At 47.5% G+C, this 16,484-nt stretch carries 14 protein-coding genes; 6 read left to right on the plus strand and 8 right to left on the minus strand.

Annotated elements, in window-relative coordinates; genetic code table 11:
* Window positions 1-102: 102 nt before the first annotated feature.
* Window positions 103-2,124 carry a hypothetical protein gene (locus tag MIC7113_RS20460; protein ID WP_015184086.1) on the minus strand — a complete coding sequence of 674 codons (2,022 nt, stop codon included), beginning with the start codon at window positions 2,122-2,124 and terminating at the stop codon, window positions 103-105.
* 277 nt (window positions 2,125-2,401) lie between these two features.
* On the opposite strand from MIC7113_RS20460, the gene MIC7113_RS20465 reads away from it, so the two are divergent.
* Together MIC7113_RS20465 and MIC7113_RS20470 are read left to right on the plus strand one after the other, a co-directional pair.
* Window positions 2,402-5,722, plus strand: coding sequence for an alpha-mannosidase (locus MIC7113_RS20465; RefSeq protein ID WP_015184087.1), 3,321 nt, complete (start codon window positions 2,402-2,404; stop codon window positions 5,720-5,722).
* Between the two features lie 88 nt (window positions 5,723-5,810).
* Entirely contained in the window at window positions 5,811-6,143 is a 333-nt protein-coding gene (locus tag MIC7113_RS20470; RefSeq protein WP_015184088.1) for a hypothetical protein, read from the plus strand.
* Between the two features lie 147 nt (window positions 6,144-6,290).
* Here the strand turns inward: MIC7113_RS20470 and psbN are convergent, their stop codons facing one another.
* On the minus strand, window positions 6,291-6,422 hold the full coding sequence (psbN, locus tag MIC7113_RS34890) for a photosystem II reaction center protein PsbN (RefSeq protein WP_015184089.1): 132 nt from the start codon (window positions 6,420-6,422) through the stop codon (window positions 6,291-6,293).
* Between the two features lie 84 nt (window positions 6,423-6,506).
* Between psbN and psbH the strand changes: the two genes are divergently transcribed.
* On the plus strand, window positions 6,507-6,710 hold the full coding sequence (psbH, locus tag MIC7113_RS20475) for a photosystem II reaction center phosphoprotein PsbH (protein WP_015184090.1): 204 nt from the start codon (window positions 6,507-6,509) through the stop codon (window positions 6,708-6,710).
* Between the two features lie 426 nt (window positions 6,711-7,136).
* Entirely contained in the window at window positions 7,137-7,424 is a 288-nt protein-coding gene (locus MIC7113_RS20480; protein ID WP_015184092.1) for a TatA/E family twin arginine-targeting protein translocase, read from the plus strand.
* Window positions 7,425-7,705: 281 nt separating this feature from the next.
* Here the strand turns inward: MIC7113_RS20480 and MIC7113_RS20485 are convergent, their stop codons facing one another.
* On the minus strand, window positions 7,706-8,425 hold the full coding sequence (locus MIC7113_RS20485) for a response regulator transcription factor (RefSeq protein WP_041780149.1): 720 nt from the start codon (window positions 8,423-8,425) through the stop codon (window positions 7,706-7,708).
* Between the two features lie 413 nt (window positions 8,426-8,838).
* On the opposite strand from MIC7113_RS20485, the gene MIC7113_RS20490 reads away from it, so the two are divergent.
* Complete coding sequence (locus tag MIC7113_RS20490; RefSeq protein WP_015184094.1) at window positions 8,839-9,468, plus strand: CPP1-like family protein; 630 nt, start codon at window positions 8,839-8,841, stop codon at window positions 9,466-9,468.
* Window positions 9,469-9,567: 99 nt separating this feature from the next.
* Here MIC7113_RS20490 and MIC7113_RS20495 read toward each other — a convergent pair whose 3' ends face one another.
* The 5 genes from MIC7113_RS20495 to pstS form a co-directional block, all read right to left on the minus strand.
* Window positions 9,568-10,284 carry an SDR family oxidoreductase gene (locus MIC7113_RS20495; protein ID WP_015184095.1) on the minus strand — a complete coding sequence of 239 codons (717 nt, stop codon included), beginning with the start codon at window positions 10,282-10,284 and terminating at the stop codon, window positions 9,568-9,570.
* Between the two features lie 246 nt (window positions 10,285-10,530).
* Window positions 10,531-11,391, minus strand: coding sequence for a phosphate ABC transporter ATP-binding protein PstB (pstB, locus tag MIC7113_RS20500; protein ID WP_015184096.1), 861 nt, complete (start codon window positions 11,389-11,391; stop codon window positions 10,531-10,533).
* A 2-nt stretch (window positions 11,392-11,393) separates the two neighbouring features.
* The gene (gene pstA, locus MIC7113_RS20505; protein ID WP_015184097.1) at window positions 11,394-12,350 is read right to left on the minus strand and encodes a phosphate ABC transporter permease PstA; all 957 of its coding nucleotides are present in this window, start codon (window positions 12,348-12,350) and stop codon (window positions 11,394-11,396) included.
* Between the two features lie 116 nt (window positions 12,351-12,466).
* A complete protein-coding gene (pstC, locus tag MIC7113_RS20510; RefSeq protein WP_015184098.1) occupies window positions 12,467-13,477 on the minus strand; it encodes a phosphate ABC transporter permease subunit PstC in 1,011 nt (336 codons plus the stop codon).
* Between the two features lie 297 nt (window positions 13,478-13,774).
* A complete protein-coding gene (gene pstS, locus MIC7113_RS20515) occupies window positions 13,775-14,815 on the minus strand; it encodes a phosphate ABC transporter substrate-binding protein PstS (RefSeq protein ID WP_015184099.1) in 1,041 nt (346 codons plus the stop codon).
* Window positions 14,816-15,184: 369 nt separating this feature from the next.
* Here pstS and MIC7113_RS36705 point away from each other — a divergent pair, with 369 nt between their 5' ends.
* Window positions 15,185-16,417, plus strand: a complete 1,233-nt coding sequence (locus MIC7113_RS36705; RefSeq protein ID WP_155898061.1) for a hypothetical protein — start codon at window positions 15,185-15,187, stop codon at window positions 16,415-16,417.
* Window positions 16,418-16,484 lie beyond the last annotated feature (67 nt).

The raw sequence follows: 16,484 nt of genomic DNA on the forward strand, positions 1-16,484 counted from the left end.
GGTAACCGTGAGTTGCGGCAAGATCTGAGATCAACGACCTGGGGAGAAGGCACGACATGTCGTGCCCCTACCAGAACCTATAAAAATTAGGCGCTTCCGTTCTTAGCGTCCCAGCCGCCGCAACCACCGCCAAACTTTCAACGCGAACTCTTCCAACCACAGCATGGAGCGGTCTAACCACCCTAACAGTCGTTCTAAGGGGTGCTTGACGTATCCGGTGGGAGTTGCCTTGGTTTCAATCCAATCCGGCGAGGGTTCGATCCCAGTATCTTGAGCAGGGGTAGAAGGATTTGTGATACTCGTACTCTTTCCTTTAATCGGCGATACACCCTTGGGACGGCGGGAAGTCACGTCAACAGAAGAGGGCGTTTTAGGTTGTTTGGTCGGAGTACTGCCTTTGTCTTGTGTTGGAGTTGCCAAAGGCGGTGTCTTTTGAGCGGCTGTCAGTTTGCCAGCCTGGGGCACCGAAGCATCAGGTTCGACAGTCGGCCTTTTCCTACCCGGTGCAGAACGATTGCCGAGAGCTGACTTAGGACTCAAAAAGCGCTTGAGGTTATCCCAAACGGAATTTCTAGGTTTGATGGGCATCTGACTATTGAACCCCTCAGGTAGTTGACTTTGGGATTTGGGATTTGGGATTCGGGACTCTACTCCTTGACTAATATTGGTATTCTGTGATATGGAGTCAGAGGATTCTGGCTGACCAAATAGATCACCCCAAGATAACCAGGGATCGGATTCATCAGTATCAGGGAACTCCGAATTGGCACGACGCTGCGCTGGAGATAAGGAGGGAGAATTACGCCCAGAGAGTGGACGGGATTCGCGTTGCGGGTTCCCCGAAAGTCGTGTTCGCTCCTGAGCATCCGTCCCCGATAAATCAGAGCCACGTCTGCCAAAAAAGTATTCGATCGCTGCGTAAATTAACGCTTGAATCTGAAATGAATGTGTTTGAGATGTCTCGGTTGCTGAGGTTTCGTCTTCAGGGGTGATGGATTGTGGTTGTTCCTGTTTGCTGAGTTTTTGAGAGCGATCGCGAAGCGTGAGGATACTCTCAGAAACGTTAGCCAAGGAGGAATTCCAGCGATCTTGTAAGGAATCTCGGAGTTGGACTAAACCTTCCGTGCCGGGTACAAGCTGGTGAGATTCCAGTTCTGCGATCGTGCGATCTAAGGAAGCTAAGGCTTTTGGGGGTACTCGCTGGTTTGCGATCGCTGGGTTATTCAACCCTGGCAGTTGACGCCTGGGTTTTCGCGCTAGGCGAGTGGGTAAAATTTGGCTGGAATCGAGAGTATCCTCGCCAATCAAGGTAGATTCTTGGAAAAGATTGGCTGCGATCGCCACTGGACTGGTTTGCACCCATGCCATTACCTTCCAAAACAGCCTCACTGGCAACAAAACACGCGGCTGATCCAAGCTAGAAAGCCGAGGTGCTGCATTTTTGAGCTTAGATGCTTGGACTAAACGCCGTTGACGCCATAAATTAGCCACTTCCCAGCTCATCTTAGAGGCGAGTTTCTGCTGCTGCTGGGGTGTCAAAATATCCAGAATTTGATTTTCGATGGTAACGAGTACCAAGGAACGTGTTTCCAAAAGACTCGCTACCCCCTGAATCTCATGACGGACTTCATTGGTTCGCGTTTGGGCAATCGTCTGCTCACTCCCAGTCTGCGGCGGCGCAAACTCCAACCGAGAGGGAGTCGTTAGTTGTCCGTTGTCAACCGTTTGCCCATCTGACACCTGACTATTGTCCTCTAGCCACAAATCGGGTTGTAACACCACTGAGCCAGATATTTCTGGAAAGGGCAGGGTTGTGACTTCACGGAGCACTCGTTGAATAGGGGTATCCGCTTCGGGTGGTGTCTCCTGGTGTTCTGGTTCTTTATGGGTAATTTCCTTTAATTTAGGCCATCCCGCTTCTGCCTCCGACGAGAGTTGACGACCTGCTGATAGACTAACTTGGGTCAACAGGTATGCCGGATAAAGCAGAATTTGCACTCCCCAGGTTGCTGCGACTTTAATCTGACGTACCGCGCGATCAACTCGACTGCTCAAGCGAACCGATTGTCGGTTAAGAAAATTGAAAAATCGACTTTGGTAGCGGCCTGGGGAATCGGAGGGCATGGTGGTTAGTTACTGAGTCAGCGAATAACTGGCAAACTGGAGAGCCATTAGACCTCTTGCATAAATTCTGGAATGCCCCCTAAATCCCCCAATTCTGGGTGAATTGGAATGCATTCTCCCCTCCGTTTCTAACGTCCCCCCTTAATAAGGGGGGATTAGGGGGGTGGGGGCTGGGCGGACGAAAATCGAATGAGAGCAAGAGATTGATTAACGTTAGAGCGCAAAAATCGGCAGCGGGAAATCGACAATAGTAAGTGCCCTGATTTTATCGAAAAAAATGACTGACCCTGCGACCTCGTCAGAGCGAGGGCACGAAATTAATCAAGCCATTACCCAGTTACGTGCCCTAACACAAGTGAATGTTCAGCTTCACTGGCGCTGCTGTCCTCAAGACCTTCCAGTCGCAATGGCTACTCATCCAGAGCAGTGGAACGACTGGTCAATGGCTGAACTCAACCCCAAAGAATACATTGTCTGGTCAGCAGGACGGCAGGTCATGTGGTTAGGTCAACTCTTCGTCATTCCCCAGACTTTGCAGGGGTATCCTTTAGCGGGATTAGCCTTGCGACTCGCGTTGACTTGGTGGGCAGAAGCTGCACAAATTTTCATTAATGGTCAGTTAGTGCAACAAGGAGATTTGTTTGATTCCTCCGCTAGAGTAATGCTGAGTGAGGCGGTTGTTCCAGGGGAAAAGATTTCGGTTGCCTTGCGACTGGTGAGTCCGGGGCATGATATTGGGGCATTAATGGGTTCGTGCTGTGTATATGAATCAATTGATTCTATTGAACCCGGTTTTGTGGCTGATGAATTAGCTGTATTACAGAACTATTTAGATGCTTTTGAGCCAGAGAAAATAGAGATTTTTGCCGCTGCTTTGGTTGAGATTAATTGGGAGGTAGTATCGCAGAAGCAAGAATTTGACGGCTCGCTCTCCACATTACGCCAAAATCTTCAATCCCAAATCCCAAATCCCAAATCTAAAATCCATTTATTGGGTCATGCTCACCTAGATTTGGCTTGGTTATGGCCTGTCAGTGAAACTTGGGAAGTCGCGCAACGAACGTTTGAATCAGTATTAAAGTTACAACAAGAATTTCCCGACTTAACCTTCTGCCATTCCACGCCCGCCCTTTATGCTTGGATTGAACAGCATCGGCCTGATTTATTTGCTGCTATTAAACAACAAATTGCCCAAGGTCGTTGGGAAGTTGTGGGTGGGATGTGGGTCGAGCCAGAATTAAACTTAATTAATGGTGAATCGATTGTCCGACAAATCCTCTACGCCCAGCGCTACGTTCAGGAAAAATTCGGTCAGTTAACCACCGTTGCCTGGGTACCGGATAGCTTCGGGTTCTGTTGGCAACTGCCGCAGATTTTGAAGCAGGGAGGAATTGAATACTTTGTGACCCAAAAGCTGCACTGGAATGATACTACCAAGTTTCCCTATGGTGTATTCTGGTGGCGATCGCCGGATGGTAGCCAAATCTTCAGCCTCATGTCTCCCCCCAATACTGTCGGTGTCATGGATACCAATCCCCTGACAATGGCATCCTACGCGATTAATTGGGAAACTCAGACTCATCTCAAAGATGCCTTCTGGCTTCCTGGTGTTGGCGATCATGGCGGTGGCCCGACCCGCGATATGTTACAGGTAGCAAAACGCTCTCTTGCATCTCCCTTCTTCCCCCGTCTGGAATTTACGACCGCTCATGCCTATTTGCAACAGATTAGGACTCAGCTAGAAACTGTAGGGGCAGGTTTAGCAGACAAACCTGTAGAAGACTCGATAACCTCTCCACAAAACCCGCCTGATTCAGCCGTCCAAGAAAGTATTTCCCCGTCCCCAGATCCGATTCCCGTTTGGAATGATGAACTCTATCTAGAATTCCATCGTGGTTGCTACACCACTCACGCCGACCAAAAGCGATGGAATCGTCGGTGTGAGGGGTTATTGTACCAAGCCGAACTCTTTGCCTCTCTGGCAACCCTCAGTACTAACACTGACTATCCTAAGACTGAGTTAGAAGACGCCTGGAAAAAGGTGTTATTTAACCAATTCCACGACATTCTGCCAGGGACATCGATTCCGGAAGTGTTTGTGGAGGCGAATACCGCTTGGCAGGAAGTGGAGCAAGTAGGGTTAAAAGTAGTGGAACAGTCGTTAAGAGGGATCGCATCCCAAATCGCCCTACCCCTACCCCCACAACCCAACGCCCAACCCATTATCGTCTTCAACCCTCTCAACTGGCAGCATTCCGAACTGGTTGCCGTTTCTCTGCCAGGGACTGGAGACTGGGGACAGCAACAAGTCAACCGTCAAAATTCCAATCCCCAATCCTCTGCTGAGTCAACAGAAGCATCATGGGAAATTTACGACCTTTCAGGGCAAAAGCTTCCCTCCCAGCTAACGGAAGAATCAACACTGTTGTTTCTGGCAAAAGATATTCCTTCCATCGGGTATCGTGTGTTTTGGCTTTGCCCAATTCCAATTCCCCATTCCCCATTCCCCATTCCCCATTCCCCAGACAATTTTGTTTTAGAGAACGAATGGCTGAGGGTTGTAGTTGACCCCAACACGGGCGACTTAAGCAGCGTCTTTGACAAAATCCAGCAGCGAGAAGTCCTCAGTGGTGCAGGAAATCAGTTGCAAGCTTTCCAAGATAGCGGTCAATATTGGGATGCCTGGAACATTGACCCCAACTATGCTCAGCACCCCTTACCCCCAACCCAGCTAAAATCCATTCAATGGATGGAACGAGGAGAGTTGCGATCGCGTTTGCGGGTTGTGCGCCAACTTGGACAATCTCAGTTTTGCCAGGATTATATCCTTGATACTGAATCACCCCTACTTAAAATTGCCACAACCGTAGACTGGCAGGAACGCCATGTCTTAGTCAAAGCGGGTTTCCCCTTAAATGTGGAAGCGAACTATGCCACGTATGAAATTCCCTGTGGTGCTATCCAACGCCCAACTCGCCCCCAAACTCCCGCCGAACAAGCCAAATGGGAAGTTTCAGCTTTGCATTGGGCAGACATTGGGGATACAGAATACGGCGTTAGTTTACTCAACGATTGTAAATACGGCTACGATGCCCAAGCCAGTCAATTACGCCTGACGTTACTTCGCAGTCCTTGTTGGCCTGATTCTGAAGCCGACCGAGGTATCCATCAATTCACTTATGTTCTCTACCCTCACAACGGCAGTTGGCAGTCAGCCGGTACGGTTCAACGAGGCTATGAGCTAAATATACCGCTGATAGTGCTCAATAACTCTCCTGTAGAGATATGTAGCCATAAACCTCTACAACCGATGGGTCAATTGTTAGATTTGCAAGCTCCCAATCTTGTCTTGATGGCTTTTAAGCAATCAGAAGACGCCTCTGGGCAATGGATTATCCGCTGTTATGAATGTGAAGGCGCATCAGCCGATTTATCGCTCAAGAGTGATTTAGATTTAGCGATCGCACATTCTGTTGATTTATTAGAACGACCTATCCAGACTTGTGAACCTTTGTCAAGTGAACAAACTTTTAAAATTGCTCCCTGGAAAATCGCCACGTTTGCCTTAATGCCTACCTCAAATCACCACGTCGGGTGAGACAACTGGATGAAGTGCGTCCATCGAGTAGAAACCTAGGATGTAAGTAACAGAAGAACCTCGTTGAAACAGCGATTCGCAGGTATCTATGAAACTTACAGTTGTCGCCTCATCTACCCTTTTCTCACTCATCCCGATTTCAACAACCTTGGCAGCGATCGCATTTCTTGCCCCAAGTCCTGCGGCTGCACAAACTTCCGGTTATGCTCAAAGCGACTGCGTCCGGCAGACGATGTACGATTATTTTGGCAACATTCGACCTGGCATGAATGCCGAGGCTGCCGCTTTTGCTTGTCGTAGCGCCAAGTTTGACAACGGTGTGAGCGAGTGTGTCCAACAGACGCTATACGATCCCTTTGGCAATATCCGCTTAGGGATGAATGCCGAAGCCGCTGATGAAAGCCTGTTCAGACCACAATGATTTTCCGATTCCCGTAATTATCCTAAAGCCTTAAAAGGCTTGAGCGATCGCTCAAGCGGGTTGTGTTGTGTTTTGAACTGTCACTCCCTTGGGTGTAGACAGATGACACATGAGTGTGAACACCAGCAAATACGCCCTAGGGAAGTATCAATCTTCGTGATCTTCAAACGGATCGTTCAATTGGGCAGAAGGGGGACCAAAAGCGGTGTAGATTGAGAAGACGGTGACAGCCAGAACAAAAACACCGATTGAAATGCTAAGAACTATTGCAGGCTCCATAGATTAGATAAATTATGAGAGTTATACCTTTATAATATTACGGAACATTACAAAAAATCTATTGAGATCGATCATAGGTGACACATGGTACAACGGACGCGGTTAGGAGATGTTCTCAAGCCCCTGAACTCGGAGTATGGTAAAGTGGCTCCCGGCTGGGGGACTACGCCATTGATGGCAGTCTTCATGCTGTTATTTTTCGTTTTTTTACTGATTATTTTGCAGCTTTACAACTCCTCACTGATACTTGAGGGCATTAATGTCGATTGGAGAAGCTTAGGTCAGTAGTCGGCTGCTCTAACAGTTCAATCAATCCTTCACTTCCCGGCTAGTCCGGGTTTTTTTAGTAATGGGGGGTCGAGGGGCTAGTGCTGGCTGGCAGACGTTTGTAGCCAGCTCAGACGAAGCAAGAAAGAGTGGGAGAATTTAAGCATTCCTCCAATTCAGTCTGAGGATGAAACAGCGAGCCAACGATGGCTAACGCCGAAATCGTGAAATCTTTATATGCTTTTCTGGATCTAGGCATTAGAGTCTATTTTGTGGGGATTCTGCCAAATTTTGCTAAAAGGCTCTGAAGCGTCAATAACCCATCGCTCGCGTCTTCCATGACGGGAGTCTCCAGCAGGAAGAAGGATGAGACGCATGAGAGCCGTGGCTTGTACCGAAGGCTAAGGACTGGAACGTAAAGAATTGTATTGTTAAGGAGCTCATCACATGAACGTTTTTGGTATTGGTCTGCCGGAAATGGCGCTGATTCTGGTCATCGCCCTCTTGGTATTTGGTCCCAAGAAGTTACCAGAAATAGGCCGAAGTCTAGGTAAGGCCATTCGGGGCTTTCAGGACGCATCTAGGGAATTTGAATCTGAATTTAAGCGTGAGGCTGAACAAATAGAGCAAGCTGCGAGGACACCAACACTTCCTGAGTCTGGGGAAGTTGGGGTTAAGGAAGCTGCCACAGCAGAGTCTAATAATCAAACGACTACTTCTTCTCAGCAAAACTAGGATATCCAAGGCTTGTGCTTGCTTGTAGCCCGCAGAGGCGGGCATAAATCTTTGTGGCAGTTGGTGTAAGAGTTTTGTCAATCTGTGGGACTAGCAAATTCTGCTTTTTTGAAGCCTTCATGGGCTTGCTAACGGCACAGGTAAATGCAATAGTCGGGGCACCCTGTTCAACCCGCTTTTGCTAGACACACCGAGTCGAAAAATGGTCAAACACCGTGTCGTTGGTTGTGGAAAGTCACCTGTAATTTGACGCCAAACTTATAGAGTTCGAGGAGTCTATGTTAAGATTCAGGCTTGCCATTTTTGTGGCTATTAGGAGCCTCAAACTTATAACCCACGCCTCGGACAGTTTGAATTAATGAAGGTTGACTAGAATCAATTTCAATCTTTTTGCGAATTTGACCGATATGAACGTCAACCACCCGTTGATCTCCGACATAATCGTACTCCCACACTTCCTGGATCAGCTCAGAGCGGCGCAGCACCCGACCCGGATGACAGGCCAGAAAATGCAGGAGGTCAAATTCTAAGGCGGTCAAAGGCACCTGTTGTTCATTTATGGTCACCTCCCGACGCCCTGGATCGATAACCAATTTATCGAAGACGAGACGCTGTTGTTCAGTAGGAGTGACTTCGCGCTTGCGTTTCAAAATCGCTCCGACGCGGTTTTCCAGCTCTAGCAAATCAAAAGGCTTGGTGAGGTAGTCATCAGCACCTCGCTTAAACCCTTGGTCTTTATCGGCGGCATCTCCCCGACTGGTGAGCATGAGGACAAAGACATCGGTACGGCTCTGCATTTCCTGACACAGGTTGTAACCAATGGCATCAGGCAAATTCACGTCCAGAATTACCAGGTCTGGGTTAAATTGCTCAAACAGGGTGAGAGCCGTCTTCCCGTCTTGAGCAGATTGCATTTGGTAGTTCTTCTTGCTTAAAAAGCGAAGAATTAAATTTCGGATGGCCGGGTCGTCATCCACGACAAGAATTTTGGCAGAGGCCATGGTCATAGCTTTTCACGGAGAACTGGATTGTTGGGATCAACACGCAGGATGTTTTACACCATTGGTGTAATCAGCATTCTAGTCAATTATCCGTCGTAGAATTAGGGGATGCCAATAGCTAGGACATCCCGCTTAGGTCAGAGAATCAAGAAATTTCTCAAGTGCCTAACTACTTTTAGCACTTGCGGATGTGTTTCTCCAATCTTGAACGTGTTGATTCTAGGAAGCGCTTGTCTTCAAAGATCAGGCTAAACTAGCTTCCAGGGGAGTTGGCCTAACACTCAATCATATTTAACCTGTTACCCTGTCAGTAGTAACAGCATCATTGAGCGTGTGCGATGCCTAACATCTAAACTACTAGTGTAAAGTTGCTGTCATACGAGTCAAGAGAAGGGATGTCTCGGAGGTTTTGAATGAGCGATCAAAATCCCTACGAAAAGCTTGGGGTTACAGAAGATGCTTCGTTTGATGAAATTCAAGATGCTAAAAGTCGCCTGATGCAGCAGCATCGTGGCGATCAAAAGCTGTTAGAGTCGGTGGAGGCTGCCTACGATGCGATTATTATGGATCGCCTGAGGATGCGTCAAGAGGGCAAAATCAAGGTTCCGGAGCGCATCCGCTTTGCAGAGAAATTGTCTCAAGCCACGCCGAGTTTTTCCCAATCTCCAGTGAATAACTCTCCACCTTGGCTGCAAAGGCTGGTGGATACTCCAGCTCCTGGAGACTTGCTCTGGCCGGCTGTCTCATTCCTACTGCTTGGGGGTGTGACCATTTTTTATCGTACTCAGGATATGTCGTCCATGCTCTCGCTCGTTTTGGCGCTGGGCGTGGGATGTAGTATTTACTTCCTGAATCGTAAAGAATCACAATTTGGTCGTGCGGTGTTACTGACCCTCGTCGGTCTCTTGGTCGGCGTAGGTTTGGGGAGTTTGTTGGGGGGTTTTCTAGCTCCACAACTCAGCCCTGTCGGGATCTCACCCGATCAATTGGCTACACTGGTGACCTTTTTCGTTCTCTGGCTCATTAGTAGCTTCCTCCGTTGAAAAAAGTCTCCAAGTCACAATGCTCCCTGTCTTCAGGACAAGGGGTAGGTTTTTTCTGGAACGCTTGGAGGCTCTAGGCGCAAACCATTGCGCGACACATCAGAAAAATAAATGACTTTCCGGCTGAATATTAATTTCCATTGGTACGGCTTGGGGGTCAGCCTTGAGGGCGAACAAAATGGCGTTAGCGGCAGTTTCTGGCGTCAGCATTTTTGATCGGTCTACCTTCAAATTGGCGCTGTCCCAGAAGGGAGAGTCAACGCCCCCAAAGTAGAATAGCGTGAACTTGATGCCGTAGCGCTTCAGTTCCTCTGCCATGCATTTACTGAAACCCACCACACCGAACTTGGACGCACAGTAAGCGGATGCCATCACCATTGAGTGCTTCCCTAAAATTCCGACGATGTTACAGATGTGACCGGCTTTTTTCTCCTTCATCACCTCAGCCGCCGCTTGAGCGGTGTAGAAGCTACCCTTCAAATTCAGGTCAAGCATCGCGTCTAAATCAGCAGGTTCAATTTTGTTGTACTGCTTCATCACCGCAGCACCCGCCGCATTTACCAAAACGTCAATTTTACCGAACTGTGAGATCGCCTTGGACATCAGTGTCTCGACTTGAGCAGGGTTCGTAATATCCGTGGGGACACTCAAAACCTGCTCTGCCTGGGTAATCGGCAGTTCAGACACCAGTACGGCTAAGCGAGAGCTATTTCTGGCTGCCAGTACCAAACTTGCTCCTTCCTGTGCCAATTTGTGCGTTAACGCGGAACCAATACCGCCAGTGGCACCCACAACAACAACGACTTTATCCTGCATCATTCTTTACATTTCTTTACACTTTCCCATGATACAGATTTAGCCGTGAGGATACTTACTCCTCACGGCTCAAAAGATATATGCACAGAGCGCTATTCTTGTCAAGAATATAGCAACCGCCAAGGGGATTAGGACTCTCGCCGAATACTGAAACCAAGACCCACCAATATGCATCCCTTGGAGCCTACTCCTGCGGAGAACGCTGCGCGAACTGTCCTGGAGCCTTCTGCCTTTTGCTATATTTCTCTAACCAAAGCGACCAGCAACGTAATCACGGGTGCGCTCTTGGATAGCCTCTGTAAAAATCTTGGGAGTCAGTCCGAATTCAACAAGCTGACCGATACGACTCTCATCTGTACTGAAAAAAGCCGTATAGTCAGATATACGAGAAGCCTGCTGCATATTGTGAGTGACAATGACGATTGTCAGTTCCTGGCGAAGAGTCTGAAGCAGTTCTTCTATCCTCATCGTGGCGATTGGATCGAGGGCAGAACAGGGTTCATCCATCAGTAAAACCTTGGGCTTTACAGCTAGAGCACGGGCAATACAAAGTCGCTGTTGTTGTCCGCCAGAAAGTCCATAAGCGGATTGATGCAACTTATCTTTTACCTCATCCCACAAGGCAGCGCTACGCAAGGCTGATTCCACAATTTCATCTAATTGTGCCTTGGAACGCCGCCCCATTAACCTAACACCGTAGGCAACATTATCGTAAATACTTCTGGCAAAGGGATTGGGTTTTTGGAACACCATGCCGATGTGACGGCGTAGTCGATTAGGATTAACGCGGCGACCATAAATATTCTGACCGAAAAATGTCACCGTACCTTCAACCCTTACCTTTCCCTCCAGTTCCCCGATACGGTTAAGGGCTTTAATAAAAGTAGATTTACCGCAACCTGATGGGCCAATAATCGCTGTAATTTGATTGCGGTAGATATCCATTGATATCCCTTCTAGGGCTTTTTGACTGCCGTAGTAGAAACGGAGGTTCTTGACGCGCAAGGCTGGAATTAACTCATCATTTGATGTTGCAGTTGGTATTCCAGAAGTTTGGGCAGTCGGAGCAGGAAAATTTCCCCTTGAATCTTTGCTATTAGATTGCATATTTACCGAATCTTTAGACGTTTACGAGTAACTTGACGAGACAAAATACTGCTGAGCAAAACCAGTCCAATCAGAACAATAGAAGCTGTCCAAGCAAGTTGGTTTTGCTGTTTGTAAGGTGAGCTAGCGTAGTTGTAAATTAATACCGATAGGGAAGGGGTTGGTTCCAACAAGCCTTGCAGCGACAGTTTAGGCCAGAATTGAGTAGAACGAGCTGTGAAGATGAGAGGTGCGGTTTCCCCGGCAGCACGGGCAACGGCAAGCAGAACACCAGTCGTGATGCCAGGGAGCGCTGAGGTGAGTACAATGCGGACGGTAGTTTGGAAGCGTCCACCTCCTAAGGCAGCGGAGGCAAGACGGTGGGAGGTGGGAACCAACTTTAAGGCTTCTTCTGCACTTAAAGCCACAATGGGAAGCATGATAACGCTCAGGGCAAATCCACCTGCGATCGCTGAAGCACCTTTCGTGGTGAGAACGATGACGCCGTAAGCAAAAACACCGACAACAATTGAGGGAACGCTACTCAGGATAACGATGATAAAACGGATATAGTTAGCAACAGCAGAACCTTTGCTAAACTCCGATAAAAAGATACCCGTCATTACGCCAAAAGGAACGCTGAATAAAAAAGCAATTCCTACCATCATCAGCGTTCCTACAATGGCATTGGCAAAGCCATTAGTTCTGTTCTCTATGCCCTCTGGTGCAGGTAGAGAAACGAGTACTTCTGGTAGGGGAACTGGTAGGCCGAAAAGATGTACTTCCTGCAACTTCATTAGTTGAGGAAACCCTTGACGTAGAAGCTCCAATAAGATGGCGAACAGGGGTAGTAGTGCCGCAGCCGTCAGTGTGAAGGCAAGTAACGTCATGCCAATGCTGAATGCAGTTCGAGCTAATGACAGGGGTTGATGAATTTCTTGCTCTAGGGATTCGTCTAAAATGTTTTGCTCAGTAGTCATTGGTTATTCGCCCTTCGCTATAGTAATCCTATTTGAGTTACTTTCCTTGGCCTGTTCAGCTCCCCGAATTTTTGAAGAAGTCGGGGAGCTTTGCGTTTCCGAATCATTGAGGACTGCTATAGCGATAGAGAACCGAGTATATTTTCAATTCGTTTCCCGCTGATTAACTGAACCATCAACACGGCGATCATGTTAACAATTAGGGTAATCACAAATAAAATTAGCGCTAAATACATCAAAGCTCCAATATGAAATTTATCTAAGGCTTCTGCAAATTGATTGGCTAAAACGGCTGGGATGGTATAACCAGCCGCCAAAAGTGAGGGACTGATTTGAATGGAATTACCAATCACCATTGTTACTGCCATCGTCTCTCCCAAGGCACGCCCCAAAGCAAGAATGACTGCTCCTAAAATTCCCGATCCGCCTGTTGGCAACACAACATTCCAAATTGTTTCCCAACGAGTTGCGCCCAAAGACATGGAGGCACTTCGCAACTCCTGAGGCGTGACTAGCAAAACTTCCCGACTAATGGCAGCGACTGTGGGCAAAATCATAATCGCCAGGACAATTCCTGCTACGAACATCCCAGGCCCAAAGGGTTCGGTATTAAACAGGGGTATCCATTGGAAATGGTCGAATAGCCACTGCTGAAAGGGGAGCAGGAAGGGAATCAACACAAAAATTCCCCATAGACCAATAATGACACTGGGAATGGCAGCGATGAGTTCAACGAGGAATGCTAAAGGCGATCGCACCCATTGGGGTAAAAAATCTTCGCTGGTGACAATGGCTACCGCTAATCCTGTAGGTACGGCTAGCAACAGCGCCAGTGCTGAACTAACCAGTGTTCCATAGATAAACGGTAGAGCACCAAACTTCTCCTGCCCTACATTCCAGGTTTTGCTCCACAAGAAAGGTAGACCGAATTGCTGAATGGCTGGCGCGGCATCTTTATAAATTACCCAGCTCATCCAGAACAGCACTCCTGCTGTTGCCAATGCAATAGTCCAAACCAAACCTGTAAATCCGTACTCTAGCCAGATACCCTCTCCTTCTGTGCTTGTGAGATCTATATCAAAGCCAGCTTCTATAGAAGTGTCGGTTTGCTCAGAGAAATCAGTCATATTGTGTCGTTTTACATTAGTGCTTTACATGGTTGTAAAGAATATGCTGAGAGGACATCTCCGTACTGGAAATGCCCTCATAACCCAAACTTAGAGCCTCAGTCAAGTAATCACATTTGTGGGTAGGGGCGAAGCATTTGGGCGACAATTTATCGCTCAAATCCTAGTTTTTCTGTCCAAATGCTTCGCCCCTCCAGGGGAAAAATGCTCTAGTGACTCTTAGTGGATCGGAATTCTAGAAGATGGTGAGCGTTGAGTCTGGCACAATTTGTACGTTTCTCAAAACTCAACACTTTCTTAGCGGGCTGCAACGTTGGTGGATACTTCTTGCTTCGCCCGACTCGCTACAGTTTGCGGAATCTGGGTATAGCCTAGCTGACCGTTGATAGCTTGACCTTTAGTCAGAATCCAATCAACCATCTTTTTAATGACTGGCGCTTTCTGAGCGTCATACTCTTTTTTGATGAGCAGCCAAGTTACGCCAGCAATGGGATAGCCATCCGCTGGGTCTGATGCGCCGCTTACATTGAAATCAGAGCCAAAACTGATGGCAGATAATGCCTTATTCGCCTCAGCCAGGGTGGGCGAAACAAACCGATTAGTCTTATTCTGCACCTGAGCTTGCTGAAGGTTGTTCTGAGAGGCGTAGGCAGCCTCTACATAACCGATCGCACCTTCTGTTTGTTTTACTAAAGCAGCTACACCAGGGTTGCCTTTACCACTGAGGGGGGTTCCTACCCAAGTGGGAGCAGCATCGGGTGGAATTTTGCTCTTGAAGGCGGGACTAATGGCAGCCAAGTGGCTGGTGAATATTTTCGTGGTGCCGCTGCCATCGGAACGGACTGCTAATCTAATGGGTTTGTTGGGCAGTTTCGCGCCTGGGTTATCGGCAGCGATTTTAGGGTCGTTCCAACGGGTGATTTCGCCCATGAAGATAGCAGGCAGTACCGATCGCGATAACTTGAGATTAGATACGCCAGGGACATTGTAAACCACTGAAACAGCGCCGCCTGCTGTTGGCACTAGGATTACACCCTTTTTCATCTGGCTCTTATCTTCAGCCTTGGGATAGGAATCACTGGCACCGAAGTCAACTGTGTCAGCGATGAACTGCTTAATGCCGCCACCGCTACCAATTCCTTCGTAGTTGACCTGAATCCCTGTTTCCTTTTTGAACTGGTCAAAGTAACGGTCGTACAGGGGTTTTGGGAATGTTGCTCCGGCACCGTTTAAGGTCACGGTTTGAGCGATCGCAGTATAGACTGAACCGAATGAAAAGGCGATCGTTGCTGTTGAAACCGTAACAGCACGACGCAAACCGTTTGTCAAGAAAACCATATTGTTTCTTCCTTGAGAAGGATGTGGCTACCAGGAGTGAGGAATCTATTGTTAGAACTAAGCTAAATTACCAGGTAAATGTAAGCAAAAAACTAAGCTTTATTTAACTAAAATTTAAAGATAGTTTAATGAAAGATTATCCTCTTTTTTTATGGTATTTAGTGGCTAAAAAGTTGTAAGTTATTACCGTAATATTATTAATTTTCCCTTAATTTAATTTTGACTTAGCAATCCTTATTTAAGGATTGGGAAAAGGTCTGCTTATTACAGCCAAAGTCAATCAGTAAGATTTCAAAAGCATTATTAAATTCAGCCAGCGTTATTGGTCGCCAGAGCGATAAGCCTGACGACATGCAACGCTTAGGCGCTATGACTATCAAGCCCTTTACTCCTAACCCTACCAAGCCATATCGCCAAAGTACATCGATGAATCAGTCTTACTTCCTTAAAAACTTACCTACGCCCCTGCAAACGTTATGGCGGCCTATGCTGCTGATTTCCTTAGGGTTGCATGGCCTATTGCTAGCCGTACCCATGCCGTCACATCGTAAGCCTCAACCCCCTAAAAAAGAGCCAGAAAAGGTAAAAATTACGCAGTTACCAACTACGCCACCGTCCCCTCATCCCGCTATTAGACCCACTCCTAAACCGACTCCTCAGGTACGTCAGACGATTCCTCCCAAACCGAAACCCATTCGCCCACCTTCAACCGCGATACCTCCCTTACCTCCTAAAACAAAGGCAATTCCGCGACCTCAACCGTCGCCAACTCCAGAAAAAACACCGCAGTCAAAAGCAACACCAACGCCATCCCCAACACCAACGCCATCACCAATTCTAGAGCAATCACCACAGTCAGCCGCGACATCAACGCCATCCCCAACACCAACTCCAGAAGCATCGCCAACTCCTGCTCTACAAAACCCCTTTGCAGATTTTCCCTTTCCAGACAATGCTCAGCTTGGTTCATTGGGTTTACTGTCCGGAGAAACTGACAAATCAGCACGTAACACAATAGATGCACTCGCTCAAGTGGCTGACTTCTACACCAAAGAACTACCAGCCAGGACATTCAAGTCTCAACCTCTTAACGAGGCAACAGACTTAAAAGTTTATAAAGTCTCTAAGGAAGGAGCTGAGCCTCAATTTCTGCATTTAATTGCCCAAGATGGAAAAACAGTAATTGTTCTGGCATCCCAAGAAATTAAAGACCTAAGTACTTTGAAGAGTGCAGAAACACGAAGTCCTGAGGAAATTGCTTTTGAAAATGCGCTTGCACCGATTAAAAGCAGTGAAGACTTCGGTGCAGTTTTTCCTGAGGATATTACTAAGCTCCCTGAACCTGATAAATTTGCTGATGCCAACAAATTCCGAAGCATAGTTGCAACAACAACATTTAAACCGATGTCTACTGAACAATTATTCTCAGAAGTTCAATCTCAACTAATCGGCGCTGGGTTTGCACAAATTTCTCAAGAAGCCTCTTATGGGGGTGGACTCACCTATAAAGTCACACAAGGGAATTTCACCACTTATCTCTACTTTGTTGCGAATGCAAATAATAAGATAATATTTTTTGTGTCGAAGGATTCTCCGTTCTAGTCGTAGAGACATTTCCGTGGTTCGACGTTAGCGAAGCGTTAGTGGTCAGGAGATCACTGTTCGTTGA

Origin of the sequence: Allocoleopsis franciscana PCC 7113, from assembly GCF_000317515.1 — a bacterium.
GTDB classification, from domain to species: domain Bacteria; phylum Cyanobacteriota; class Cyanobacteriia; order Cyanobacteriales; family Coleofasciculaceae; genus Allocoleopsis; species Allocoleopsis franciscana.

Excerpts from the sequence above, each read along its gene's own strand:
- MIC7113_RS20460 (WP_015184086.1), bottom strand. The coding sequence starts at position 2,124 with ATGCCCTCCGATTCCCCAGGCCGCTACCAAAGTCGATTTTTCAATTTT.
- MIC7113_RS20465 (WP_015184087.1), top strand. The coding sequence starts at position 2,402 with ATGACTGACCCTGCGACCTCGTCAGAGCGAGGGCACGAAATTAATCAA.
- MIC7113_RS20470 (WP_015184088.1), top strand. The coding sequence starts at position 5,811 with ATGAAACTTACAGTTGTCGCCTCATCTACCCTTTTCTCACTCATCCCG.
- psbN (WP_015184089.1), bottom strand. The coding sequence starts at position 6,422 with ATGGAGCCTGCAATAGTTCTTAGCATTTCAATCGGTGTTTTTGTTCTG.
- psbH (WP_015184090.1), top strand. The coding sequence starts at position 6,507 with ATGGTACAACGGACGCGGTTAGGAGATGTTCTCAAGCCCCTGAACTCG.
- MIC7113_RS20480 (WP_015184092.1), top strand. The coding sequence starts at position 7,137 with ATGAACGTTTTTGGTATTGGTCTGCCGGAAATGGCGCTGATTCTGGTC.
- MIC7113_RS20485 (WP_041780149.1), bottom strand. The coding sequence starts at position 8,425 with ATGGCCTCTGCCAAAATTCTTGTCGTGGATGACGACCCGGCCATCCGA.
- MIC7113_RS20490 (WP_015184094.1), top strand. The coding sequence starts at position 8,839 with ATGAGCGATCAAAATCCCTACGAAAAGCTTGGGGTTACAGAAGATGCT.
- MIC7113_RS20495 (WP_015184095.1), bottom strand. The coding sequence starts at position 10,284 with ATGCAGGATAAAGTCGTTGTTGTTGTGGGTGCCACTGGCGGTATTGGT.
- pstB (WP_015184096.1), bottom strand. The coding sequence starts at position 11,391 with ATGCAATCTAATAGCAAAGATTCAAGGGGAAATTTTCCTGCTCCGACT.
- pstA (WP_015184097.1), bottom strand. The coding sequence starts at position 12,350 with ATGACTACTGAGCAAAACATTTTAGACGAATCCCTAGAGCAAGAAATT.
- pstC (WP_015184098.1), bottom strand. The coding sequence starts at position 13,477 with ATGACTGATTTCTCTGAGCAAACCGACACTTCTATAGAAGCTGGCTTT.
- pstS (WP_015184099.1), bottom strand. The coding sequence starts at position 14,815 with ATGGTTTTCTTGACAAACGGTTTGCGTCGTGCTGTTACGGTTTCAACA.
- MIC7113_RS36705 (WP_155898061.1), top strand. The coding sequence starts at position 15,185 with ATGACTATCAAGCCCTTTACTCCTAACCCTACCAAGCCATATCGCCAA.